This is a genomic window from Thermobifida fusca NBRC 14071 = JCM 3263, assembly GCF_001592045.1.
In the GTDB taxonomy this organism is placed as follows: Bacteria; Actinomycetota; Actinomycetes; order Streptosporangiales; family Streptosporangiaceae; genus Thermobifida; species Thermobifida fusca.
The window spans coordinates 23,956-49,593 of sequence record NZ_BCWB01000025.1 but is presented as its reverse complement, the minus strand read 5'-3'; the positions used below and the strand labels follow the sequence as shown (position 1 = coordinate 49,593).

Below are 25,638 nucleotides of genomic sequence, written 5' to 3'. Positions count from 1 at the left end.
ACCATGACCAACGACGACACGGTACGTCACTCTGTGATCACCGAAGAGCGGATGCGCGCCGACATCGCCCGGCTGCTCGGCGAACCCGCCGACTCCATCGACCCCCACGAAAACCTGCTGGACCGGGGACTGGACTCCATCAGGTTGATGAGCCTCCTCGAAACCTGGCGGAAAGACGGCATCTCCGCCGACTTCGCCGACCTCGCGGAAGAACCCACCATCGCGGCCTGGCTGGTGCTCCTCACCCAGCAGCCCTAACCCCGCCCCGTGTCTAAGGAGCAGTAACTGATGTCGGACACCTCCACCACTCGGCTGCCTCTCACCGACGCACAGGCCGGAGTCTGGTACGCCCAGCAGATCGTGCCGGACAGCCCCGTGTTCAACGTCGGCCAATACACCGACATCCCCGCCGACCTCGACGTCGACCGGTTCATCCGTGCCGTGGAGAGCGTCGTCCGGGACAGCGAAACGCTGCGGTCCCGCCCGGTGGCCCGGGGCGACACCGCCGTGCAGGAGATCCGTGCCGACGGTGCGGGAGTGGTGGAGGTCCACGACCTCACCGCGGAAGCCGACCCGCGGCACGCCGCCGCCGCGTGGATGCGCCGCGACATGGCGCACCCGGTCCGGTTCGACACGGACGAGCCGCTCGTCCGCTACGCCCTCCTGCGGGTAGGGGAACGCCGCTGGTACTGGTACCAGCGCTACCACCACATCCTCGTCGACGCCTACGCGGTCACCCTGCTCGCCCGGCGGGTCGCCGACGTCTACACCGCCCTGGGACGCGGCCAGGAACCGCCGCCGTCCCGGTTCGGCAGCCTCGCCGACATCGTCGCCGACGAAACCGCCTACGCCGCCTCCGAACAGTGCGCGGCCGACCGCGCCTACTGGACCGGACTGCTCGGCGACGGCTACCCCACAGCCCTGCTGTCCTCCCGCCCGCAGGCGCCCTACGCCGGGGTGCTGCGGGCACGGGCCGACGTGGCCGCCGACGTTCTCACCGGGCTCACCGAACTGGGGGAGCGCACCGGGGCCACCTGGGCGGACACCGTGATCGCCAGCTCTGCCGCCTACCTGTCCCGGATGACCGGGCACCGCGACGTAGTCCTCGGCATCCCGGTCATGGGGCGGCTCGGCCGGGCCGCGCTGCGCACCCCCGCCATGGTGGTCAACGTGCTGCCGCTGCGGGTGCACGTCCGCCCCGGGGACACGGTGGAACAGGTTGTCGCCGCCACCGCGGCCGCGCTCCGCGACCTGCGCGCCCACCAGCGCTACCGCGCTGAATGGCTGCGCCGCGACCTCGCCCTGGTCGGCACGGACCGCCCGCTGTTCGGCCCTGAGATCAACATCAAACTGTTCGACTACGACCTGTCCTTCGACGGGGTTTCCGCTACCACGGTGACCCTGTCCGAGGGGCCCGTCGACGATCTGGCTCTCTCGGTCTACCGCGCCCCGCACGGCGGCCTCACCCTGGAAGCCAACGCCAACGACCGCCGCTACGATCCCGCAGACGTCCAAGCTCGACTCGCCGAGATCGTCCGCCTGCTCGACGCGGCCGCTGCGGCCCCGGCCCACACTCCTGTGGCACGCCTCGACTACACCGGCGCCACCGCGGCCGGGTCCGCTGCACCACCGGTCGACGAGCACCCCCCGCTCATCCCCAGCCTGCTCGACCAGCTCGCTGCAGACGACCCGGACGCTGTCGCCGTGGTTGCCGACGGCCGCAGTGTGACCCGGGCCGAGTTCCTCGACCGCGTCGACCGGCTGGCCCGGCTCCTGCGCGCACACGGGGTCGGCCCGGAGCGGATCGTGGCGCTCGCCCTGCCCCGCACCCTGGACGTGCTCGTCGCCTTGTTCGCGGTGCTGCGCGCCGGCGGCGCCTACGTGTACCTGGACCCGGCCCACCCCGTGGAGCGGCTCGCCGCCATCGTCGCCGACACCCGTCCGGTGGTGGCGGTGACCGCACCGGACTTCGGCGCGCCCCTCCCGGACTTCGGGGACGCGCACCGCATCGACCTCGCCGACCCCCAGGTGCGCACCCGCCTCGCGGAAACCCCCACGACCAGCGAACCGCTGCCCCTGCCGCACCCCGACAACGCGGCCTACCTCATCTACACCTCCGGAACCACGGGGAAGCCTAAGGGCGTCGTCGTCCCTCACCGGGCCCTCGCCAACCTGGTCGCCGCCCACCGCCACGTCCTGTTCGACGGTACGGCCGCGCAGCGCCTGCGGGTCGGCCACACCGGGTCGTTCGGTTTCGACGCGTCCTGGGACCAGTTGCTCGGCCTGCTCTACGGCCACGAACTCCACCTGCTCGGCGACGACTACATCTACGACTACGCCCGCCTCGGCGCCTACATCTCCGCCCACCGCATCGACTACCTCGACTTCACCCCCACCTACCTGCGCGGCCTGCTCGACTCCGGGCAGGTGCGGCACCTGCCGCACCTCCTCAGCTTCGGTGGGGAAGCCTGCCCCGAGGACCTGTGGCGCCGCCTGCGCTCCCTCCCCGCCACCCGCGCCGTCAACTGCTACGGGCCCACCGAGAACACGGTGGACGCGCTCGTGGCGTCCGTGGCAGACAGCGACACCCCTACCGTGGGCCGACCCGTCCCCGGCGTGGCCGTCCGCATCCTCGACGACGCGCTGCAGCCGGTGCCGGTCGGGGTGGCCGGCGAACTCTACCTGGCCGGCGTCCAGGTCGCGCGAGGCTACCTGGGCCGCCCCGACCAGACCGCGGACCGGTTCGTTGCCGATCCGTACGGTCCGCCCGGCAGCCGCATGTACCGCACCGGGGACCGGGTGCGGCAGCGCGCTGACGGCCAGCTCGAATACCTCGGCCGCGTCGACACCCAGCTCCAGGTCCGCGGATTCCGCGTCGAAGTAGAGGAAATCGAAGCAGTCGCGGAAACCCATCCCGCGGTGGCCCGCTGCGCGGTCGCCGCCCACACCGCTGCCTCCGGATCGGTGCGGCTCAGCGCCCACGTGGTGCTCCACCAGGGAGTCACCCTCACCCCCGACCAGCTCCGCGCCCACCTCGCCGAACACCTGCCCGACGCTATGGTGCCCGCGGCGGTCGTGTTCACCAGCGACCTTCCGGTGACCCCCAACGGGAAACTGGACCGGGCCGCCCTGCCCGACCCGGGAGTGGAGAGCGCCGGCAGCCACGATGCGCCCGCCACCCCCCGGCAGCAGACCTTGGCGGACATCTTCGCCTACGTCCTCGGCGTGCCGACCGTGGGAGTCCACGACGACTTCTTCCGGCTCGGCGGGGACAGCATCACCGCGATCCAACTGGTCAACCGGGCCCGGGCCGCCGGACTGGCGCTGCGGGTGCGCGACGTCTTCGACCGGCCCACCGTGGCCCGGCTCGCCGCGGCCGCCACCCCCCTCACCGGGCATTCTGCCGCTGAGCCGGACGACGATCCTGTCGGCGACCTGCAGCCCACCCCTCTCATGGCTGACCTGCTCGACCAGGGCGTGCCCCCCGCGCGGTTCGCCCAGTCGCAGGTCCTGTGCACCCCGCCCGGCCTCAGCGAAGAGGTCCTCGCCGCCGCCCTGGGCGACCTCGTCCGCCACCACGACGCGCTGCGGCTGCACGCCACCGGCACCGCCCTGCAGGTCGCCCCGCCTGACACGGTCCCCTCCGGTCTGCTGCGCCGGGTGGATGCCGCCGAGTGGACCGACACCGACCTGGCCGCAGCAGTGGCCCGGGAGAACGCGCGCGCCGCTGACCGAATCGACCTGGCCCAAGGCCGCACCCTGGCCGCGGTCTGGTTCGACCGGGGTGCGCACCGCACCGGGCGGCTGCTGCTGCGCATCCACCATTTCGTGGTCGACGGGGTCTCCTGGCGGATCCTCGGCCCCGACCTGCGTGCCGCTGTGACAGCCCGAGCCCAAGGACACCCCCCGGCCCTCGCCCCGGCCGGAACCTCGCTGCGCCGTTGGACCCGCCTGCTCGCCGCGGAAGCGCGCCGCGCCGCACGCGTCGCGGAACTCGACTACTGGCAGCGGACCGTCGACCCCGCCACCCACCAGCCGCTCGGCATGAGACCCCTCAACGCAGGCGACACGGTAGCTACGCGCCGCAGCATGGAGTGGACTGTCGACCCCGACCTGTCGGCCGCTGTGCTCACCGACACCGGTCCCGCCCTGGGCATGGGCGTTGACGAACTGCTGCTCACCGCCCTGGCCGTGGCTGCCGCCCGGCTGCGGGCACGGCACGGCCACGCCGACAGCGGCGTGCTCGTCGACGTCGAAGGACACGGACGCTACGAGCTGGCCGAACCCGCCGACACCACCCGCACCGTCGGCTGGTTCACCAGCGCCCACCCGGTCCGGTTGGCGCTCACCCGCGACCAGGCCGCCGACGTCGGAGCGGCCCTCGCCCGCGTCAAGGAGACCCTGCGCGCCGTACCCGGCGACGGCCTCGGCTACGGCCTGCTGCGCCGCCTCAACCCCGAGACCGCGCCTGCTCTCGCGCATGCGGCCCGCTCCGACATCCTCTTCAACTACCTGGGCCGGTTCGGCGCCTCCCACGACGAGCCCTGGCAGACCGCCCCAGAGGTGGCGGACCTGCTGCTCGACGAAGACCCCGACCAGCCGCTCACCTGCGGTTTGGAAGTCGGTATCGCCGCCCGCGACACTGCCCGCGGCCCCCAGCTGGCGGTCACCTGGCGGTGGGCCGAAGGCGTCCACGACACCGCCGACGTGGCTTTCCTCGCCGAAGAGTTCACCGCGGCGCTGCGCAGCCTCACCACCTACGCCGCCACCCCCGGCGTGTGCACCCTCACCCCCTCCGACGTGCCGCTCGTCGCCGTCGACCAGGAGCGCATCACCCGGATCGCCCGCGACTGGGCGGAGCACGCCGACGTCGCCAACCCGCGGATCGTCGACCTGTGGCCGCCCACACCGCTCCAAGCCGGGCTAGTCTTCCACAGCCTCTACAGCGGCGGCCGCGACGCCTACACCACCCAGTCGTGCACGGACATTACCGGGCTGTTGGACGCGGACCGGCTGCGGGATGCCGCTGCTGCCCTCCTCGACCGGCACCCGTCGCTGCGCGTCGGCTTCTGGAGCGACGGCACCGACACTGTCCAGTTCGTCCCCGCTGAGGTGGCGCTCCGCTGGCGCATCGTCGACCTGTCCGGACAGGACGCGGCAGCCCAGGAGGCCTGCTGCGCGCAACTACGCGCCGAAGAACGGGACACCCCTTTCGACCTCGCCCGTCCGCCCCTGATCCGCTTCGTCCTCATCCGCCTGGCCCCGGACCACCACCGGCTCGTGGTCACCGACCACCACACCCTGCTCGACGGCTGGTCCACCCCGCTCTTCCTGCGGGAGCTGTTCACCCTGTACGCCAACCCCACCAGCCCGCCGCCCACGGCCACCTTCCGCGACTACCTGGTGTGGCTGGCCGACCGGGACCTGGCAGCCGCGGACCGCGCCTGGCGGGCGGAACTCGCCGACCTGCCCGGACCGTCCCTGCTCGCCCCCGACGCCGACCCCTACGGCGGTGACGGAGCCCAGCAGGAACTCTTCGCTGAACTCAGTGAGGAGGAGACCGCCCGACTCACCGAGACCGCCCGTTCCCTCGGCGTGACCGTCGGAGTCCTCGTCCAAACAGCATGGGGCCTGCTGCTGGCCGGGCTCACCGGGCGCGACGACGTCGTCTTCGGGGTCACCGTCTCCGGGCGGCCCGCCGAACTCGACGGGGTCGACGACATCCTCGGCCTGTTCATCAACACCATCGCGGTACGGCTCCGCGCCCACCCGGCCCGGAACATCGCCGACCTCCTCATCGACCTGCAGCGTCGACAGGCCGCGCTCGCCGAACATCACCATGTCGGCCTCACCCGGCTGCAGGAGCTCACCGGTACCGCACCGCTCTTCGACACCCTCCTCGTCTTCGAGAACTTCCCGTACCGGGACGCGGTGGCCGACGAAGAATACGCGGGCGTGCGGCTGCGCGACGTCGACGTCACCGACACCACCCACTATCCGGTCTCCGTCAACGTGTTTCCCGGACCGCGCCTGCAACTGCGGTTGTGCCACCGCCCCGACGCGGTCGACTCCGCGCAGGCCCACGCGCTCCTGGACCGCTTCCGCGACCTCCTCACCCGCATCGCCACGGATCCGGGGGCCCGCGTCGGCACCGTGGGCGTAGCCGCGGAGGCAGAACAGTCCCGCATGCTCGGGGAGTGGAATGCGACGGGGCGGCCGGTGACGGCGGTGCGTCCGGATCGGGCGGTGGCTGAGTGGGCGCGGCGTGTGCCGGGGGCGGTGGCGGTGCGCTGTGGTGGGGCCGTGTGGTCGTATGCCCGGTTGGATGCTGAGGTGGAGCGACTGGCTGGTCTGCTGGTTGCGGGTGGGGTGCGGCCTGGTCAGGTGGTGGCGGTGTTGCTGCCGCGGGTTCCGGAGCTGGTGGCTGCGCTGTTGGCTGTGCAGCGTGTTGGTGCGGTCTATGTGCCGTTGGATCCGGATTTCCCGGCGGAGCGTCTCGCCTTCATGCTCACCGACTCGGGCGCCGTCACCGTGGTCACCACTCGCGGACTCGAGGCGGCAGTACCCGCGGGAGTGGGCCGAATCCTCCTTGACGATACAGCACCCGCTGCCCCCGACACTCCGGCACCGGCCTGGGACGGCCCGGATGGGGCGGCGTACATCTTGTACACGTCTGGGTCGACGGGGCGGCCTAAGGGTGTGGTGGTGTCGCACCGTAATCTGGCGAACTTCCTCACCGATATGGCTGAGCGGGTGCCTATGGGGCCGCAGGATTCTTGGCTTGCGGTGACCACGGTGAGTTTCGACATTTCCGCGTTGGAGCTGTACCTGCCGCTCCTCGCCGGAGCGACGATCACCCTCGTGGACGCCGCCACGGTGCGCGATCCGCGGGAACTCGCCGCGGTCATGCGCGCCAGCCAGCCCACGATCATGCAGGCCACCCCCACGCTGTGGCAGATGCTCGCCGACGAGGATCCGGACGTGCTCAACGGGTTGCGGATCCTCGTGGGAGGCGAGGCGCTGCCCGTACCGCTGGCGGACGTGCTCGCCAGCCGGGCAGCCGTCGTCCACAACGTGTATGGGCCGACGGAGACGACGATCTGGTCGACCGCCGACCGGGTACGCAGCGGCGCCCCCGTCACCATTGGCGTGCCGATGGCGAATACGCGGGTGTATGTGCTGGATGCGGGGTTGCGTCTGGTGCCGCCAGGTGTGGCGGGGGAGCTGTATATCGCTGGTGAGGGGGTGGCGTGGGGCTACCACGGCCGGTTCGATTTGACTGCGCAGCGGTTTGTTGCTGATCCGTATGGTCCGCCCGGGTCTCGCATGTATCGCACGGGGGATGTGGTGCGGTGGCGATCGGATGGGCGGTTGGATTTCCTGGGTCGTGCCGACTTTCAGGTCAAGATCCGCGGTTTTCGCGTCGAACTCGGGGAGATCGAAACCGCGCTCGCCCGTATCGACGGGATCTCCCAAGCAGTGGTGGTGGCCCGTAACGACAGCGGAAACCACCAGCGGCTCGTCGCCTACCTCGTCCCAGCCGGGGCAGCGGCGCCCGGCACGGCCGAGATCCGGGAGAAGCTCGCCGCGGTTCTGCCCGCCTATATGGTGCCGTCGGCGTTCGTGGTGGTGGACGAGTTCCCGCTGACCGCCAACGGCAAGATCGACCGCAAAGCCCTCCCCGACCCCGCGCCCGCAGCAGGGGACGGCCCGGCCGGACGGGACCCGGTCACCGCCTACGAGGAGATCGTCTGCCAGGTCTTCGCGGCTGTCCTCGACCGGTCCGACGTCACCGCGGACGCTGACTTCTTCGCGCTCGGCGGCCACTCCCTGCTCTCACTGCGTGTCGTCGCCCGGCTCCGCGCCCTCCTCGGCGTCGACGTCGGGGTCCGCGACCTGTTCGAAGCACCTACCCCGGCCGCGCTTGCCGCCCGCCTCACCACACAGACCGGACGGCGGCCCGCCGTGACCCGCCGCGGCCCAGACGCCCCACCTGTCCTCTCCCACTTCCAGCGGCGGCTCTGGCTCATCGAGCAGGTCTACCAGACCCGCGGCGCCTACAACGTGCCGCTCGCCGTCCACGTCTCCGACCGGCTCGACCTCGATGTTCTCCGCGCCGCAGTCCGCGACCTCGTGGCCCGCCACGAGGTGCTGCGCACCCTTGTACGCAGCAGCGACGACGGCCCCGACCCGGTTCTCCTCGCCCCCGAGGACGCCGCGGTCGACGTCGCGGAAGTTCAGGCCGCAGGGCCGGTGGCGGACCTGCTCGCCGAACTCACCGCCCAGCCCTTCGACCTCGCCACCCAGATCCCCCTGCGAGTCCGCATGATCACCGGGGAACAGGTCGACGGCTGTGTGCTGCTCCTCGTCTGCCACCACATTGCCGCAGACGAGTGGTCTTTCGCGCCGCTGCTGCGCGACCTGGACACCGCCTACCGGGCGCGGGCCGCGGGACGCGCCCCCGACTGGGAGCCGCTGCCCGCCCAGTACAGCGACTACGCGGCCACGCTGCACGACTGGTTGGGCGAGGCCACCGACCCCGCCAGTCCGCTGCGCCGCCAACTCGACTACTGGCAGCACGCCCTGCAGGACCTGCCCGACGAACTGGACCTGCCCACCGACCGGCCCCGGCCGGCGACAGCAAGCCACCGCGGCGGCCTAGCGCGTGCCGAACTCCCCCCTGAACTGGTCGAAGCTGTGCGCCGCCTCGCCGCCCAGCACGGCGTCACCGTCTTCATGGTGGTCCAGGCCGCTGTCGCCGTGCTCTTGCACCGTCTGGGCGCCGGCGACGACATCCCGTTGGGCAGCCCGGTCGCCGACCGCGCCGACGAAGCCGTCCACGACACTGTCGGCTTCTTCCTCAACACGCTGGTGTTGCGCGTGAACCTGTCCGGCAACCCTACTTTCGCCGACCTGCTGGACCGGGTCCGTGCCGTCGACCTGGAAGCGTTCGCCCGCGCCGACGCGCCGTTCGACGCGGTAGTCGACACGGTGAAACCGCCCCGGGCGGTCAGCCGCCACCCGCTGTTCCAGACGATGGTCTCCTACCAGCGTCGCCCTTCGGATGTGGACCGCCTGTTCGGCGCGGCCACCCGGCTCGTTGAAGTCCCGCTGGACACCGCCAAATTCGACTTGGAGTTCGCGTTTATCGAGGACGGGCACGGCGGAGCCCACATCGCCCTCAACTATGCGGCCGACCTGTTCGACCATGACAGCGCGGAACAGCTGGTGGCGCGCCTCCGCACCGTGTTGGAGCACGCCTGCGCGGACCCGTGTCGTCCGGTTGCTGGGGTGGAGGTGGTGTCGGGGGCAGAACGTCGCCGGTTGGTGTCTGAGTGGAATGCGACGGGGCGGCCGGTGACGGCGGTGCGTCCGGATCGGGCGGTGGCTGAGTGGGCGCGGCGTGTGCCGGGGGCGGTGGCGGTGCGCTGTGGTGGGGCCGTGTGGTCGTATGCCCGGTTGGATGCTGAGGTGGAGCGACTGGCTGGTCTGCTGGTTGCGGGTGGGGTGCGGCCTGGTCAGGTGGTGGCGGTGTTGCTGCCGCGGGTTCCGGAGCTGGTGGCTGCGCTGTTGGCTGTGCAGCGTGTTGGTGCGGTCTATGTGCCGTTGGATCCGGATTTCCCGGCGGAGCGTCTCGCCTTCATGCTCACCGACTCGGGCGCCGTCACCGTGGTCACCACAGCAACGCTGGAGCCGACCCTGCCGCAGGACACCGCACGGATCTGCGTCGACGACCCGGACCTGCGTCCCGAACCCGGCACAGCAGTGCCGTCGGCCACCGTGGATGGGGCGGCGTACATCTTGTACACGTCTGGGTCGACGGGGCGGCCTAAGGGTGTGGTGGTGTCGCACCGTAATCTGGCGAACTTCCTCACCGATATGGCTGAGCGGGTGCCTATGGAGCCCGAGGATTCTTGGCTTGCGGTGACCACGGTGAGTTTCGACATTTCCGCGTTAGAGCTGTACCTGCCGCTCCTCGCCGGAGCCACCGTGGTGCTCGCCGCCCCCGACACTGTCCGCGACCCGGCCGCGCTAGCCGACCTCATCGCGGCCGAGCGTCCCACCGTCATGCAGGCCACCCCCACGCTGTGGCAGATGCTCGCCGACACCGCACCCCACGCGCTGCACGGGCTGCGTGTCCTCGTCGGTGGGGAAGCGCTCCCCGCCACCCTCGCCGAGACCTTGGCGGAACGGGCGGTGGAGGTCACCAACGTGTATGGGCCGACGGAGACGACGATCTGGTCGACCGCCGACCGGGTACGCAGCGGCGCCCCCGTCACCATTGGCGTGCCGATGGCGAATACGCGGGTGTATGTGCTGGATGCGGGGTTGCGTCTGGTGCCGCCAGGTGTGGCGGGGGAGCTGTATATCGCTGGTGAGGGGGTGGCGTGGGGCTACCACGGCCGGTTCGATTTGACTGCGCAGCGGTTTGTTGCTGATCCGTATGGTCCGCCCGGGTCTCGCATGTATCGCACGGGGGATGTGGTGCGGTGGCGATCGGATGGGCGGTTGGATTTCCTGGGTCGTGCCGACTTTCAGGTCAAGATCCGCGGTTTTCGCGTCGAACTCGGGGAGATCGAAACCGCGCTCGCCCGTATCGACGGGATCTCCCAAGCAGTGGTGGTGGCCCGTAACGACAGCGGAAACCACCAGCGGCTCGTCGGTTATGTGGTAGCCGAACGCCTGGTCACCCCCAGGGAGTTGCGGACCGCACTCGCTGAGACCCTGCCCGCCTACATGGTGCCGTCGGCGTTCGTGGTGGTGGACGAGTTCCCGCTGACCGCCAACGGCAAGATCGACCGCAAAGCCCTCCCCGACCCCACGCCCACGGCCGACAACGCCGCGCCGGTCCGCGAACCCGCAACCGAGGCGGAGGCCGCGCTGTGCGCCGTCTACGCCGAAGTCCTCGGCTTGGACAAGGTGGGAGCCGACGCCGACTTCTTCGCGCTCGGCGGCGACAGCGTCCTCACCCTGCGCCTCGTCCACAGGGCCCGCAGTGCCGGATGGGAGATCAGCGCCCGCCACGTCTTCCGCCACCCCGTGGTCGCTGACCTCGCCGCGGTCGCCCAGCCCGTCACCGAGGAGGGACCTGCCGCCCCCGCACCGGAGGAACCGCTGGTCTCCCTCGACGCCAACCAGCTCGCCCAGCTCGAATCACTGTGGAGGAAACGGCGTTGACTCAGCGACCCAGCGGAATCAGCGAGGTGCTCCCCCTTGGCCCCCTCCAAGAAGGGCTGCTCTTCCACCACGCGCTGACCGGAGCCGACGGGGACGTCTACGCCCTGCAGTGCCGGGTGGCCCTGCACGGCCGGATCGATACCGCCCGGCTGCGGCGTGCCGCCCGCGCACTCCTGCAGCGCTACCCCAACCTGCGTGCCGGATTCGCCCACGAAGGCCTGGACCAGCCTGTCCAGTTCGTGCCCGCCGACGTCGACGTGGCGTGGGAGGAGACCCGGGCCGAGGGGGACCCCGCGGCCGCCGCGGAGCCGCTCGCGGAACGCGAACTCGCCCACCGGTTCGACCTGGCCGCGCCGCCGCTCCTCCGATTCCTTCTCGTCCGCGGCTACACCGAGCACGTCCTCGTCGTGACCGCCCACCACATCCTGCTGGACGGCTGGTCGCTCCCACTGCTCATCACCGAACTGTGCACGCTGTACGCGGCGGACGGCGACACCGCCGCGCTGCCGCCCGCCCCCTCCTACCGGGACTACCTGGCCTGGCTGGCCCGCTTGGACCGGGATGCCGCGGCGGATGCGTGGCGCACCGCGCTCGCGGACCTGCCGGGACCGTGCCTGGTCGCTCCGGGACGTTCCGGGACGGCTCGGCCGCCCCGCCGGACGACCCGGGTGCTTCCCGCAGCGCTCGGCGCCAGGCTGCGGGACGCGGCCCGAGCCCACCGGGTCACCCCCAACACCGTGTTCCAAGCCGCGTGGGCGATCGCCCTGGCCACGCGCACCGGGAGCACCGACGTGGTCTTCGGTCAACCTGTCTCCGGACGCACCCCTGACGTGCCTGGCTCCGAGGCGATGATCGGACTGTTCACCAACACGCTTCCGGTACGGGTCCGGCTGGGGGTAGCCGAAACAGCCGCGGCCCTCCTACGGCGGATCCACACCGAGCAGGCAGCCCTGGTCGACCACCATGCCCTCGGGCTCAGCGCGGTGCAGCGTGCCGCCGGCACGGCAACCCTCTTCGACACCCTCCTTGTGGTGGAGAACTTCCCGGTCGACCGTTCCCGGCACGCCGCCGACCACGCGGGCATGCGCGTCACCGGCGTCACAGTGCGCGACGCCACCCACTACCCGCTGGTGCTGGTGGTGCTTCCCGAAGAGGACATCACCCTCTGCGTCGACTACGACCCCGACCAGTTCTCCGCCGCGGACGCCGAGGCCGTCCTCGACCTCGTTGTCCGCGTCCTCACCCAGCTGGTGGACGACAGCGAGCGGCCGCTGTGCGCATTCGACCTGCTCGGCGACGCGGAGCGGGCTGCGCTCGCCGCGCACAACGCCACGAGGCACCCGCTCGCCGAGCACACTCTCACCGCGCTCGTGGACGCGGCCGCGCACACCCACGCCGACCGGGTGGCGCTCATCGCCGACGGCATCCGGCTCACCTACCGTGAAGTGCACGACCGGGCGGGACGGCTCGCCGCGCTGCTCGCGGAACGCGGCGTAGCCCCAGGGGACGTGGTGGCGGTGGCGCTGCCCCGCTCCGCGGACCTGGTCATCGCGCTGCTGGGCGTGCTGCGTGCGGGGGCCGCCTACCTGCCGCTGGACGTGGACCATCCCCCGGCCCGGCTGGCTGCCATGGTGGAGCGGGCCCGCGCCGGCACCGTCGTCACCTGCCAGGGGGCCCTGCCGCGCCTCGGTGACCGGCTGCCCGGCACTGTCGTGGTGGACGACGCTGCGACCCGGGACCGCCTGGCCGGACTCGAGCCGCTGCCGACCCGGGACGTCCACCCCGACCAGCTCGCCTACACCATCTTCACGTCCGGATCCACCGGCGAGCCTAAGGGCGTGGGGGTCGCGCACCGGGCGATCGCCAACCGGTTGCAGTGGATGCAGCACACCTACCGGCTCACCCCCGAGGACCGGGTCGCCCAGAAAACCCCTGTCGGCTTCGACGTGTCGGTGTGGGAGTTCTTCTGGCCGCTGATCACCGGAGCCACCCTGGTCGTGGCCCGCCCAGGCGGCCACCGCGACCCCGCCTACCTGGCCGCTTTGTTCGCCGAGCACAAGGTGACGGTCTGCCATTTCGTGCCGTCCCTGCTGCGCGTCTTCCTCAACGAGCCCACGGCCCGCCGCGCTACCGCGCTGCGGCAGGTCATCGTGAGCGGGGAAGCGCTCGACGCCGACCTGGCCCGCGCTTGGGCGCGCACCCTGCCCCAGGCGCGCCTGGACAACCTGTACGGTCCCACCGAAGCCGCCGTCGACGTGACCTCCCACCCGGTGTGCGGGGCGGGCACGGAGCCGGTCCGCGACCCGGTGCCGATCGGCCGTCCCGTGTGGAACACGGAACTGTACGTCCTCGACTCGTCCCTGCGGCCTTTGCCGACCGGGGCCGTCGGCGAACTGTACCTGGGCGGGGTGCAGCTCGCGCGCGGCTATGTCGGCCGCCCCGGCATGACCGCGTCCCGGTTCGTCGCCAACCCGTTCGGCCCGCCCGGCTCCCGCCTCTACCGCACCGGTGACCTGGTGCGCCGCCGCGCTGATGGGGCCGTGGAATACCTCGGCCGGGTCGACGACCAAGTGAAGATCAACGGGGTGCGCGTGGAGCCCGGTGAAGTGGAGGCGGTGCTCCGCGCTCAGCCCGGGGTTGCGGACGCCGCGGTCGCCGCCCGCCCTGCCCCTGCCGGCGGGCTCCGCCTGGTCGGCTACCTCGTCCCCGACGGCTCCCCGCCTGACGTGGACGAGGTCCGCCGCGGGCTTGCCGACCGCCTGCCCGCGGCATGGGTGCCCGCCGCGTTCGTGGTGGTGGACGCGCTGCCGCTCACCGTGAACGGCAAACTCCGCCGGGACGCGCTGCCCGACCCTGACCCGGGCCCCGTCTCCAGGCGCGCCCCCCGCACCCCCCTCGAGCACGCCCTGTGCGCGGCGTTCGCCGAGGTGCTGGGGATGGCCGAGGTCAGCGCGGACGCGGACTTCTTCGCACTCGGTGGGGACAGCGTCTCTTCACTGCGGCTCGTCGGCCGGCTCGTCCGCGAAGGAATCCACCTCACCGTGCGCGACGTGTTCACCTACCGCACCCCGGAGCGGCTCGCCGACGCCGTCCCCACGACCCCACCGTCCGAAGCTGAACCTCCCGCCTCGGAGGAGACGCCGGAGGAGGACGACTTCTCCGACCTCATCACCCCCGACGAGTTCGCTGAACTCGCCCAGACGTGGCGCGAACAGGACTAGGCCCGACCGTTGAGGAGTACCACCATGACCACCGCAGCCGCGGGTTCCCGGGAGATCCACGAGGTCCTCCCGCTCACCCCCCTCCAAGAAGGGCTGCTCTACCACGCCACCGTCGACGAGTGGCAGCTCGACGTCTACACCGTCCAGAACATTTTCACGTTCTCCCGCCGGGTCGACGCGGCCGCGCTGCGGGCCGCCGCGGACGCCCTGCTGCGCCGCCACCCGGCGCTGCGCGCCGGAATCTGGTACGAGGGCGTGGAACGCCCCGTCCAGTTCATTCCCCGGCAGCTCCGCGCCGCCTGGCGGGAAGTCGACCTGTCCCACCTGGATGCCGCCGAAGCCCAGCGCCGCCTGGAGCGGATCCGCGTGGAGCAGCGGGAACGCCGGTTCGACTTGACCCGGCCCCCGCTGGTCCGCCACGTCCTCGTGCGTCTGCCGGGGGAGCGGGACGTGCTTGTGCTCACCTTCCACCACATCGTCATGGACGGCTGGTCCGGTGAGCTGTACAACGCCGAACTGATGGAGGTGTACCGCAACGGCGGTGACGCTTCCGTGCTGCCGCCGTCCCGCCCCTACCGGGACTACCTGGTGTGGTTGCGCCGCCAGGACCAGGCGGCCGCGCTCAACGCGTGGCGGCACGCTCTCGGCGACCTCACCGAAGGCACCCTGGTCGCCCCCGCCGAGGACGGCACATCCGGGACGGTCATGCCGCACACCGTGGACACGGTGGTCGCCCGGCCTCTCCTGGACCGGCTCACTGCGCTGGCACGCCGGATCGGGGTCACGGTCAACACCGTGGTGATGACCGTGTGGAGCCTGGTGCTGCGCAGCCACACCGGCGCGGACGACATCGTCTTCGGCAGTACCGTCTCTGGCCGCCCACCCGAGATCGACGGGGTGGAGTCGATCGTCGGCGTGTTCTTCAACACGGTTCCGGTGCGGGTGCGGATCCGCCCCGGCGAGTCTGTGGCGGCGCTGCTCCACCGCGTCCAAGCGGAACAGGCCGACCTGCTGCCGTACCACTACGTGGGGCTGGCCGACATCCAGCGCGCGCTCGGCGGCCGCCGCCTCTTCGACACCCTCTACGTGCTGCGCAACCTGCCCTACGACGACGAGGGCTACCAGCGCATCCGAGAAGCCACCGGCTTGGAGTCGGTTACCGGCTTCGACGCCACCCACTATCCGCTGACGTTCGTCGCCCAGCCGGGGGAGGAGTTCCGGCTCAGCCTCGCCTACCGCGGCGACCTCGTCGACTCGGGGACCGCCCACGCCCTGGTCGACCGGTTCCTGCGGCTGTTGGAGCAGGTCACCGCGGTACCCGGCCAGCCGGTGGCCGCCCTGGAAGTGCTGTCTGACCGGGAACGCGCCGCGCTTGCGGCAGCGCACGGCGACACCGCACGCGACCTTCCCGAGCAGAGTCTGATGGACCTGTTTGAGCAGTCGGCGCGGGCCTGGCCGCACCGCACCGCGCTGGTCGCCCGCGACGCGACGCTGACGTTCGCGGAGCTCAACGCGCGCGCCAACCGGCTTGCCCGGCTGCTGCTCGCCCGCGGCGTGGGCCCGGAAACCCCGGTGGCGATCGCGCTGCCCCGCTCCAGTGACTGGGTGGTCACCCTGTTCGCGGTGCTCAAAGCGGGCGGCGCTTATGTGCCGCTGGATTTGGAGTATCCGGCGGGGCGGCTCCGCGTGATGCTTGCCGACGCCGCTCCGGCGCTCACCGTTACCACCACGGCTGCCCGGGGCCACCTTCCCGCCGACAGCGGGCCGCTGCTCCTCCTCGACGATCCCGCCATCCGGGACGAGCTGGCCCGGATGGCGGACACCGACCCCACCGACGCGGACCGGTCGCGTCCGCTGCGCGGCGACCACCTCGCCTACACGATCTTCACCTCCGGGTCCACCGGGCGGCCCAAAGGCGTGCAGATCACGGGCCGCGGCCTGGTGAACATGCTGGTCAACCACCGTGAGACGATTTTCGGCCCGGTGGTGGACTCCCTCGGCGGCCGGGTGCTGCGCATCGCGCACACGGTGTCGTTCTCCTTCGACATGTCGTGGGAGGAGCTGCTGTGGCTGGTGGACGGCCACGAAGTCCACCTGCTCGACGAGGAGCTGCGCCGCGACTCGGACCGGCTCGTCGACTACTGCCGCCGCCACTCGATCGACGTCATCAACGTCACCCCCTCCTACTGCGGGCAGCTCATCGAGGACGGACTGCTCGACCCGGACCAGTACCGGCCGTCCCTGGTGCTGCTTGGCGGGGAAGCGGTCAGCGACACGGTGTGGCAGGCATTGCGCGGCGCGGAGGGGGTCCTCGGCTACAACCTGTACGGGCCGACCGAGTACACCATCAACACGCTCGGCGGCGGCACCGCAGACAGTGCGACCCCCACGGTTGGCGGACCGATCGCTAACACCCAGGTGTACGTCCTGGATTCTGCGCTGCGCCCGGTCCCGCCCGGCACCCCCGGCGAGTTGTACGTGTCCGGCGTCGGACTGGCCCGCGGCTATATCGGCCGGGCTGATCTGACCGCGGAGCGGTTCGTCGCCAACCCGTTCGGGCCGCCGGGGTCCCGCATGTACCGCACCGGGGACCTGGTGCGGTGGCGGCCGGACGGCCACCTCGACTACCTGGGCCGGGTCGACGACCAGGTGAAAATCCGCGGGGTGCGCGTCGAACCCGCGGAGATCACCGCCGTGCTGGAGGAGCAGCCGGAGGTGGCGCAGGCCGCGGTGGTTGTCCGGGAGGACACTCCTGGACGGGCGCAACTGGTCGGCTATGTGGTGCCTGCCGCGGGGGCGCGCATCGACCCGGCAGCGCTGCGCCGCACCCTAGCGGACCTGGTGCCGGCGGCGATGGTCCCCGCCCACCTGGTGGAGCTCGACCGGCTGCCGCTGACGGTCAACGGCAAGCTCGACCGTGCCGCACTGCCCGCGCCTGCGCTCCCGGAACGCGGCGGACGCGCCCCGCGCGACGAGTTGGAGCGCGCCCTGTGCGAGCATGTCGCCGCGGTCCTCAACGTCGACCAGGTCAGTATCGACGACGACTTCTACGAGCTGGGCGGGCATTCACTGTTGGCGATGCGCCTGGCCGCGCGTCTCCGCAAGCACGTGGGGGTGCGCGTGGGGGTGGGCACCCTGTTGGCGGCTCCCACGGTCGCCCAGCTCCGCGAATACGTGGACACCGGGCGCCGCGACGACCTGTTGGCTACTGTGCTGCGCCTCCGCGAAGGCGGGCGGAAGCCTCCACTGTTCTGCTTCCACCCGGCGAGCGGGTTCGCCTGGTCCTATGCTGCGCTGGCGCCGTTCGTGGACCGTGAGCACCCTCTGATCGGCGTCCAGTTTCCCGGATTGCGCGGCGAGCAGGTCCCCGGCTCCATGGAGGAACTGGTCGACCTGTATGCCCGGCACGTCCGCCGGGTGCAGCCCCGCGGCCCCTACTACCTGGTGGGCTGGTCGTTCGGGGGCCAGGTCGCGCACGCTTTGGCGACCCGTCTGCAAGCCGAAGGGGAGCAGGTGCCGTTCCTGGCACTGCTTGACACCTATCCCACGGATACCCCCGAAGTGCTGGCGGCCGGGGGAGTCCCGACTACTGAGGAAGCGGAACAGGAGGCGCTCGAGTTCCTGCTGTCGAGCTCTCAACGGGAACTGCCGAGCTGGCTGACCAAGCCGTACCGGCGCGAGCAGGTGGTGGAGTTCCTGCGTGACAGCGGGGGAGTGTGGGCGGGGTTCGACGCGGAGGTCATCGACCGGGTGGTGCGGGCCCGCGCGTTCACCATGGAAGTCATGTACCGGGCGCGCTACCGCGTCTACGACGGCGACCTGCATTTCTTCACGGCCGCGGCGGACCGTGACCCGCACAGCGGGATCGGTGCGCACCTGTGGCGCCGGTACGTCACCGGCGAGGTGGTCGACCACGAAGTCGACTGCGGACACAACGACCTGGTCGGACCGGCGGCGCTGGCGGTGATCGGCCCGCTCCTCGCTGAGGGGGTGCGGCGGGCCGAGGCCGCGGCCAGTCACCGCCCGCTTCCCCCAACATCACGATCCGGACACAGCTAGCCGATGGGGTTGGGAAAGCCCTCCACCACCCTCTACCGTTCACTTAGGCAAGGCTTGCCTAACTTAATCGTGGTTGTAGGACACTGGCCACCGACACGAAGAAAGCGATCAAGAGTGCAGCAGAAAGCCCCCCGCAGCGGACTTGTCCTCGGCGCAGGCGCCCTCGCCCTCAGCCTCACCCTGACCGCCTGCGGTGATGCGCAGGAGGCAGCGGACACCCCCGCACAGGGCGACACGGTCACCGTCGAAACGGACTACGGGACCGTCGAGATCCCCGCTGACCCGCAACGCATCGTCGCCCTGGAATTCGGCACCGAGGTCGTGCTGGAAGCCGGGATCGAGCCTGTCGGTGTGATCGAACCAGTAGCCACCCTCTACACCGCTGAAGAATTCGAGCAGCTCTCTACCTACCCGGTCGTGCAGTCGGCGAGCCTGGAGATCAACATGGAGGCCATCGCGGAGGCCCAGCCCGACCTGATCATCGGCGGGGTCCGCGTGGAGAGCCACGACGAGTACGTCGGCATCCGCGAAGACCTCGAGAAGATCGCCCCCACCGTCTTCTTCGACTTCGACGGTGCGGGCTCCGGGCTGCGCAACATGACGCTCGAACTGTCGCGGGTCGTCGGCGACGGGGAGCGGGCCGAAGCCGAACAGCAGCGCTTCGAAGAGCGGGTCGAGGAGATCTCCACCGCCTACGCCGACCAGTTGGCCGACACCACCTTCGCGCTGGTCTTCGGCGTGGACGGCGAATTCGCCGTGGTCAACACCAACGCCTGGGGCGGGGAGATCCTCCACACGCTCGGTGCGAAGCAGAGCAAGGCGCAGCAGCCGGCGGGGGAGAACTTCGCTGCCTTCTACTCCTACGAGGAGATCGACGAACTCTCCGACGCTGACGTCATCTTCTACGAGACCGACGCCCAGGAGAACCCCGACCCGTTCACCGAGGCGCTGCTCGAGCAGAAGCTGTGGCAGAGCCTGCCCGCGGTGGAAGCCGGCCAGGTCCACCCCCTGCGCTACAGCGCGGCCCGCACCTACGCCCAAGCCAACATCGTCCTCGACCAGATCGAAGAGGTCCTCAAGGGCCTATGACCCCCTCCGGTGCCCGCCGGACCTCGGCGGGCACCGCCTCCCCGAGGAAGGAGCACCACCGATGACCAACCCGTTCGACGACGATGAAGGAGTCTTCCTGGTCCTGGTCAACGACGAAGACCAGTACTCCCTGTGGCCCGAGTTCGCTGAGGTTCCCCAAGGGTGGCGTACCGTCTTCGGGCCGACGTCCCGCGCCGCAGCCCTGGACTACATCAACACCCACTGGACCGACCTGCGTCCGCGCAGCCTCCGTGAGGCGATGGAGGCGCACAGCACGGCGGGGTGAGCCCCGCGTGCGGTCGGCAGCCCGGCGCGCGGCCAAGCGCCGCGCGCCCCACCAGGAGCCCGCTGTCACGGTTCGGGAGGCGATCCGCCTACCCTGGGCGTCGACAACGGATCACTCGGGCGAACAACCCGCCCGGGGACAGACCCGACGACCGCAAAGGGAGGTCTACGGTGCTGCGCACCATGCTCAACGGAAAGATCCACCGGGCCACGGTCACCCACGCGGACCTGCACTACGTCGGTTCCATCACCATCGACGCCGATCTGATGGACGCGGCCAACCTCGTCGACGGCGAACAGGTCCACGTGGTCAACATCACGAACGGGCACCGGTTGGTCACCTACGTGCTGACCGGGGAGCGCGGCAGCGGTGTCATCGGAATCAACGGGGCCGCCGCCCGCCTCGTAGCGCCGGGAGACCTGGTGATCATCATTTCGTATGTGCAGCTCACCGAGGCTGAGCGTGCCACCCACCGGCCCCACGTGGTGCACGTGGACGCCAACAACCGCATCGTCGCCCTGGGCGACGACCTGGCTGAGCCGGTCCCCGGAAGCGACCAGAAATCGGGGGCGCTTCTCCCCTAAAAGTGCGCGGCGACACGGCTCGGTGGTGTTAAGGTATGCCTTGCCTAAGTAACAACCCGTGGGGTTGTTGTCGCCGATCCGTGAGGACGCCGTGAAACTCACCCGACTGATGATCGACGTCACCCCGCTGCGCATCAGCCGGGAATTCCGCATTGTCTTCGTCGCCAGGATCGTCTCGATCTTCGGACTGGGATTCGCCGCGGTCGCCCTGCCCACCCAGGTCTACCAGCTCACCGGTTCGTCGTTCCTCGTCGCCACGGTCCACACCGCCAACGCTGTCTCCGTGCTGGGTGGAACCCTCGTCGGCGGGGTCCTCGCGGACCGGGGCGACCGGCGCCGCCTCATCGTCGTCGGTCGCGCCTCCGCGGTGGTGGGCTACACCGTGCTCGCGGCCAACAGCTTCCTCTTCGACCAACCCCTGCTGTGGGTCATCCACGCCTCGGCCCTGTTCATCGGGTTCTTCGGCTCCTTCAGCGCGGTCGCGCTGCAGGCGGCGGCCCCCGGGTTCGTCCCCCGCGACAAGCTGCCCGCAGCCGGAGCGCTCCTCGCCCTCAACGGGGAACTCGGGGCGGTCCTGGCCCCCGCTCTGGGCGGGGCCCTCATCGCCGCTGCCGGAATCGGCGGCAACTACGCACTCACCGCAGCACTGTCGCTGGTGACCACGGTCCTCGTCTGGCGGCTGCCGCGCCTCGAACCGGACGGCGACCGCCAAAGGGAATCGGTGCTGCAGTCGGTCCGCACCGGGACCCGCTTCGCGCTCCACCACCGGGTCGTCGGCCCGCTGCTGCTCCTCGGCTTCGCGCAGCTCCTGTTCGCCTCCCCCCAGGTGCTCATCAACGAGTTCACCGACACCGTGCTGGGGGGCGGCCCCGCCACGGTCGGCCTGCTCTACACCGCTCCGGCGCTGGGCGCACTGCTCGGCTCCCTCACCAGCGGCTGGACCGGCCACCTCCGCCGTACCGGCACGGTGCTGATCGGCGCGGTCGGGCTCTGCGGCCTCGCCGTACTCGGCCTCGGGCTCAGCCCGGCGCTCCCGATAGCGTTCGCTTTCCTCGTCCTCCTGGGCTACGCCCAGGTCAGTGAAGAGATCCTCCGGTACGCCCTCGTGCAGTCCCATACGCCTGCCGACCTGCGCGGCCGGGTCAACAGCCTATGGACTGCTCAGGCCACGGTCGGCGACTCCGCGGGGGCGCTTGCCCTGGGCGCCCTGGCCCCGCTGCTCGGCGTGGCCGCCACCATCGCCGCGGGGGGTGTCCTCACCGTGCTGTCAGTCGCCGCGCTCGCCCTCGTCTTCCCCCGTTTGCGCACTGCCCAAGTACTGGTCGTTTCCGACGACTCCGGCGATTCCGCGAACGAACCGGTCGCCGGCCACCAACCCCGCCAGGAGCGGCCACGGGGGGCTGCTCCCGCACCAACCGAGTAGAGGAGTGCCATGACCGCAACCGTGACGGAACGCACCGTCGAGATGTACCCGCTGAAGTCCCGACTGCTCGAGGTCGTCAACGTCCGGAGAATCACCCCCCGGATGGTCCGCGTCGACCTCGGCGGCAGCGACATCGCTGGACTGCGCAGCGACAACTTCGCCGACCACGTCAAACTGTGGTTCCCCAACCCTGAGACGGGAGAGCATGTGCTCCCTGTCGTCGAAGACGACCGCTGCCTCAACTTCCGGGCTCCCGGCGTCATCTACCGCGACTACACGGTCCGCCGTTTCGACGCGAAAGCGGGACTCCTCACCATCGACTTCGTCGTCCACGACAACGGTCCTGGCGGGCGCTGGGCGGCCACCGCCCAGCCGGGTGACCGTCTCGGCGTGCTCGGTCCGCGCGGCACTGTCTACTACCCCGAGGCCGACCACTACGTGCTGCTCGCCGATGAGACCGCGCTGCCTGCCGCGGCACGCCGCATCGAGGAACTGCCGCGTGACGCCTCGGTCACCGCGTTCTTCGAGGTCGCTGACGCCGCAGAGGAGCAGGAACTGGACGCACCGGAGGGCGCCGAGATCACCTGGCTGCACCGCAACGGCGCCGCCCCGGGCACCACCGACCTGCTGCTGCGTGCGCTGGAGCAGACCGAATTCCCCAAGGGCCGCGTGTTCGTCTGGGCTGGCGGGGAGGCTGACGCCCTCAAACCCATCCGTCGGCTGCTCAAGGAACGGGGCCTGGTGCGCGGCCGCGACTTCGAAGTCGACGGCTACTGGCGGCGCGGCGTGTCCAATCTCGACCACCACGCCGCGGACGATGACGACGAGTAGTCAAGGACTGAAGTGCGCGGCTATATGGAGGAAATAAACCGATTCCGCGACGATTTCCGGTAGTGGTCTTTCCTCTGGGCGGCAACCGTGTGACGCTTGACGGAGGCAGCGGCCTCCGTCAAGCGTGCGAAGGGAAACGTCCGGTTGGGCAAACGTGCTGGAACGGGTCGTGCACCAGGGGAGTTCTACGATCCTGAGCGTCGGGAAGTCGCCGCGCACATCGAATGGCAGAAGCAGGGGGCCTGGGTCGTGATCTGGGGCCCTTACACTCGCCGCTACTGGGCGTTTGCGTGCTGGCCTCTGCCTGAGGGCGGGCAGGTGGTCTCCGCGTCGGATCCAGACGAGCTCTACACCGAGATGCGCCGCGTGGAACGTGAAGGCAAGTACCTGAAATGGCGGTACGGCCGCCGTCAACCGCAGCGCCGCACCGGGTCGTAAGCCTGCCGGGACCGCGGTCTGGTCCCAGGCCGCTGGGGCAACGCCTGAGAGGGCGAAGGGCGCACCCGCAGGGGCGGGCCGGTGTGCGCGGCCAGAGCCCTGCGCCGGGCCCCGGAACCAGGCGCAACACCGGCCAGTGCAGAGAAAAGAGGTCAGAAGCTTTCCTGATCAGGGGTGCGCAACTGGCGGCGTGCCCCGTGGAGCGGAACGGGCCGCGGAGCCAAGGCTTCGTGTCCCCGCGACCCGTGCTGCCGGCGCAGGGCCGTGCCGGCGGCTCTGCGCCCGGGCACAAGGTGAGCACTCCCGAAAACCCCGAGGGCAGGGCCGCCGGAAGCCGCTAGGGGGCCAGCGCGGGGTTGCGCAGCCACTCCTGAAGCTCGTTGCGGCGCTCGTTGTCGCACTTGTGCGGGCAGGTCGTGCAGTAGCCGTGCTCGGGGTCGCCCTTGTAGTCGAAGCAGCACGTGCCCCGGACCGCCCAGGTGCCACGCGGATGGTTGTCGCAGAACGGGAACAGGCGGGGACGGGCCCGTGTCACCGCCCCGGCCTCGAGGAGAGCATCGGCCAACCGGTTGGCCAGCGCCCATGCTGCCTGTGCGTCGCGGCCGAGGAAACGCGCCGGGTTGAGCATGTAAAAGTGCGCAGTGTCCAGCACCCAGCCCCACAGGGTCCGCTTCCCCACCCGGGTGTGCGCGGACAGGGCGTCAATCACCGGGGTGAACGCGGCGACCATCGCGTGCGCTGCGGCGCGGACCACGTCGTCGCTGCCGGGGAAGGTGACCGTTTCCGGGTGGCCGGCGAAGCGGTCGTCGGCGGTCACAGCCACTTTCAACTCCGTGAGCATCGGAGTGCCGAGGGTGCGGTCGGCGCGGACTGGAAACCACAGGTGGCTGGCGTCCAGGAGCGGGGCACGGCCGGTCAGGTACAGTCCCGCCGCGACAAGGAAGATCGGTTCCCGGAACACTGCGCGCAGGAAGTGGGTGGCGGCGGGCAGCCGGTGGCCGGGCCGAGTGGCCGCGACGAACCCGTCGTAGACCGGTGCGAAGGCGTTTTTCGCGGCCAACAAGTCGGCACGGCACCACTGCCCGGCGTCACCCTGGTCTCCGGACCGGGTGAACGACCGGAGGCGCAGGTCCGGCAGCGGAGCGAACCGGAGAGGCGCACAAGCGTCGACTACGGTCGCAAGCGGGTGACACTGACGGGTCATGTGCCGGAGAAGCCTTTCCGCGTGGCACGTTAATGGAGATAGCGCAACAAAACGCGCAGCGCTGACGCGGAACTAAGGCTAGCCTAAATTAACTTGGGAAGGCAATTCTGGCTACCGGCACATTCCGCAGGTCAGGACGTACTCCGCAAAAGTACGAGGTGGTGCTGGACGAGTACCCGCGCCAGCGCGGCCGCCGTCTCCACCTCCGCCCCGGCACGCTCTGCGAGCTCCGCGACAGTCAGGACACGCGCATCGACCAGGACTTCCAGGAGCGGCTGCGCGGCTTTCGCGAACGTGTAGCGGCGGCCCGCCACCGTCAGCGCGACTTTCTGCCCCTCGTCGCGGAGCGCCGACGGCAGAATCGGCGTGAACTCCACCACAGTGTCCGGCTGCGGCGTGGCACCGTCCACCGCCCACGGCAAGGAGAAGGACTGGCGGCGCGGGAAACGGGAGTCGCGGTCGGTGAGGAACTCGTCGAGGCCGTGCTGTTCTGCCAGGTCCATCAGGTGACGGAGCAGTTCGTGCTGGTGCTTGCGCCGCTCCTCCGGGGTGGCGAACCGGGGCAGGTCCCGGCGTGCGAACTCGACCTCGTAGAGCCGGTCCACCAGCCACCGCGCCCAGTCCACCCCGGTAGCCCGGGTGAACCCGAACGTCAAGTGCATGCTGACGTCCCCGGTTCCGGTCACCGTGTGCCACCAGCCGCGCGGGACGTGCAGGACCTCCCCGGCACGGACGGTCCCCTCCCACACCGTGCCCTCAGGAGGCTGGTGGGAGTGGTCGATGTCTTCTTTCATCGGATACGGGCGGGTGCCCTGGCCGTGGACCTGCCAGTGCTTGGTGCCCGCCACCTGCACGATGAACGTGTCGTGGTCGTCCCAGTGGGTGTTGAACCCGTGGGAGTCCCCCCAGATCAAGTACAGGTTGACCTGGACCCGTTCGTGCACGAGACGCATCAGGTCGTCGGCGGCCGCGCGGATCGGCGGATGGATCCGGTCGATACCGTCAAGCACCAGGCTCGCGCCCTGCCGCAACTGTGCGTAGAGCGCTTCCGGCCGCACCAGACGGCGCTGCACCCCCGAAGCCTCACCGACCTCGGTGTAGTTGTCGAGGGGGACCGGTGCGCCGGCGCGATGCAGCCGCAGCCGGGGCGGCTCCAACTGGTGGGTGCTGAGCAGTTCGCTGAGCGCGTCGAAAGTGAGGAGCGGCGCCACGGTCTCTGCGCCCAGGTCGACGCGGATGAACTCCTCCGACAGCCGAGTGCGCAGCAGGTCTTCGCCCACCGCGGCAAGCAGCGTCTCAGTGAACAGTCGGTCAGTCATCGGATC

At 70.6% G+C, this 25,638-nt stretch carries 12 protein-coding genes; 10 read left to right on the top strand and 2 right to left on the bottom strand.

The window, feature by feature from the left end; genetic code table 11:
• Positions 1 to 3: 3 nt before the first annotated feature.
• The 10 genes from TF1_RS05645 (at position 4) to TF1_RS05600 (ending at position 23,109) form a co-directional block, all read left to right on the top strand.
• The gene (locus TF1_RS05645) at positions 4 to 258 is read left to right on the top strand and encodes a phosphopantetheine-binding protein (protein WP_011292292.1); all 255 of its coding nucleotides are present in this window, start codon (positions 4 to 6) and stop codon (positions 256 to 258) included.
• A 30-nt stretch (positions 259 to 288) separates the two neighbouring features.
• On the top strand, positions 289 to 11,178 hold the full coding sequence (locus TF1_RS05640) for a non-ribosomal peptide synthetase (RefSeq protein WP_061783711.1): 10,890 nt from the start codon (positions 289 to 291) through the stop codon (positions 11,176 to 11,178).
• Positions 11,175 to 14,399, top strand: a complete 3,225-nt coding sequence (locus TF1_RS05635) for a non-ribosomal peptide synthetase (protein ID WP_011292290.1) — start codon at positions 11,175 to 11,177, stop codon at positions 14,397 to 14,399. The genes TF1_RS05640 and TF1_RS05635 overlap by 4 nt, the downstream gene beginning before the upstream one ends.
• Positions 14,400 to 14,423: 24 nt before the next feature.
• The gene (locus tag TF1_RS05630; RefSeq protein ID WP_061783710.1) at positions 14,424 to 18,458 is read left to right on the top strand and encodes a non-ribosomal peptide synthetase; all 4,035 of its coding nucleotides are present in this window, start codon (positions 14,424 to 14,426) and stop codon (positions 18,456 to 18,458) included.
• A 114-nt stretch (positions 18,459 to 18,572) separates the two neighbouring features.
• On the top strand, positions 18,573 to 19,547 hold the full coding sequence (locus TF1_RS05625; protein ID WP_016188863.1) for an ABC transporter substrate-binding protein: 975 nt from the start codon (positions 18,573 to 18,575) through the stop codon (positions 19,545 to 19,547).
• 61 nt (positions 19,548 to 19,608) lie between these two features.
• The gene (locus TF1_RS05620; RefSeq protein ID WP_011292287.1) at positions 19,609 to 19,833 is read left to right on the top strand and encodes an MbtH family protein; all 225 of its coding nucleotides are present in this window, start codon (positions 19,609 to 19,611) and stop codon (positions 19,831 to 19,833) included.
• A 170-nt stretch (positions 19,834 to 20,003) separates the two neighbouring features.
• Positions 20,004 to 20,417 carry an aspartate 1-decarboxylase gene (gene panD / locus TF1_RS05615; RefSeq protein WP_011292286.1) on the top strand — a complete coding sequence of 138 codons (414 nt, stop codon included), beginning with the start codon at positions 20,004 to 20,006 and terminating at the stop codon, positions 20,415 to 20,417.
• A 91-nt stretch (positions 20,418 to 20,508) separates the two neighbouring features.
• Entirely contained in the window at positions 20,509 to 21,840 is a 1,332-nt protein-coding gene (entS, locus tag TF1_RS05610) for an enterobactin transporter EntS (protein WP_038043854.1), read from the top strand.
• Positions 21,841 to 21,849: 9 nt separating this feature from the next.
• Positions 21,850 to 22,671, top strand: coding sequence for a siderophore-interacting protein (locus TF1_RS05605; protein WP_011292284.1), 822 nt, complete (start codon positions 21,850 to 21,852; stop codon positions 22,669 to 22,671).
• Positions 22,672 to 22,815: 144 nt separating this feature from the next.
• Positions 22,816 to 23,109, top strand: coding sequence for a hypothetical protein (locus TF1_RS05600; protein ID WP_011292283.1), 294 nt, complete (start codon positions 22,816 to 22,818; stop codon positions 23,107 to 23,109).
• A gap of 337 nt (positions 23,110 to 23,446) precedes the next feature.
• Here the strand turns inward: TF1_RS05600 and TF1_RS05595 are convergent, their stop codons facing one another.
• Entirely contained in the window at positions 23,447 to 24,313 is an 867-nt protein-coding gene (locus TF1_RS05595; protein ID WP_011292282.1) for a (2Fe-2S)-binding protein, read from the bottom strand.
• A 131-nt stretch (positions 24,314 to 24,444) separates the two neighbouring features.
• On the bottom strand, positions 24,445 to 25,632 hold the full coding sequence (locus TF1_RS05590; RefSeq protein WP_011292281.1) for a JmjC domain-containing protein: 1,188 nt from the start codon (positions 25,630 to 25,632) through the stop codon (positions 24,445 to 24,447).
• Positions 25,633 to 25,638: the final 6 nt, after the last annotated feature.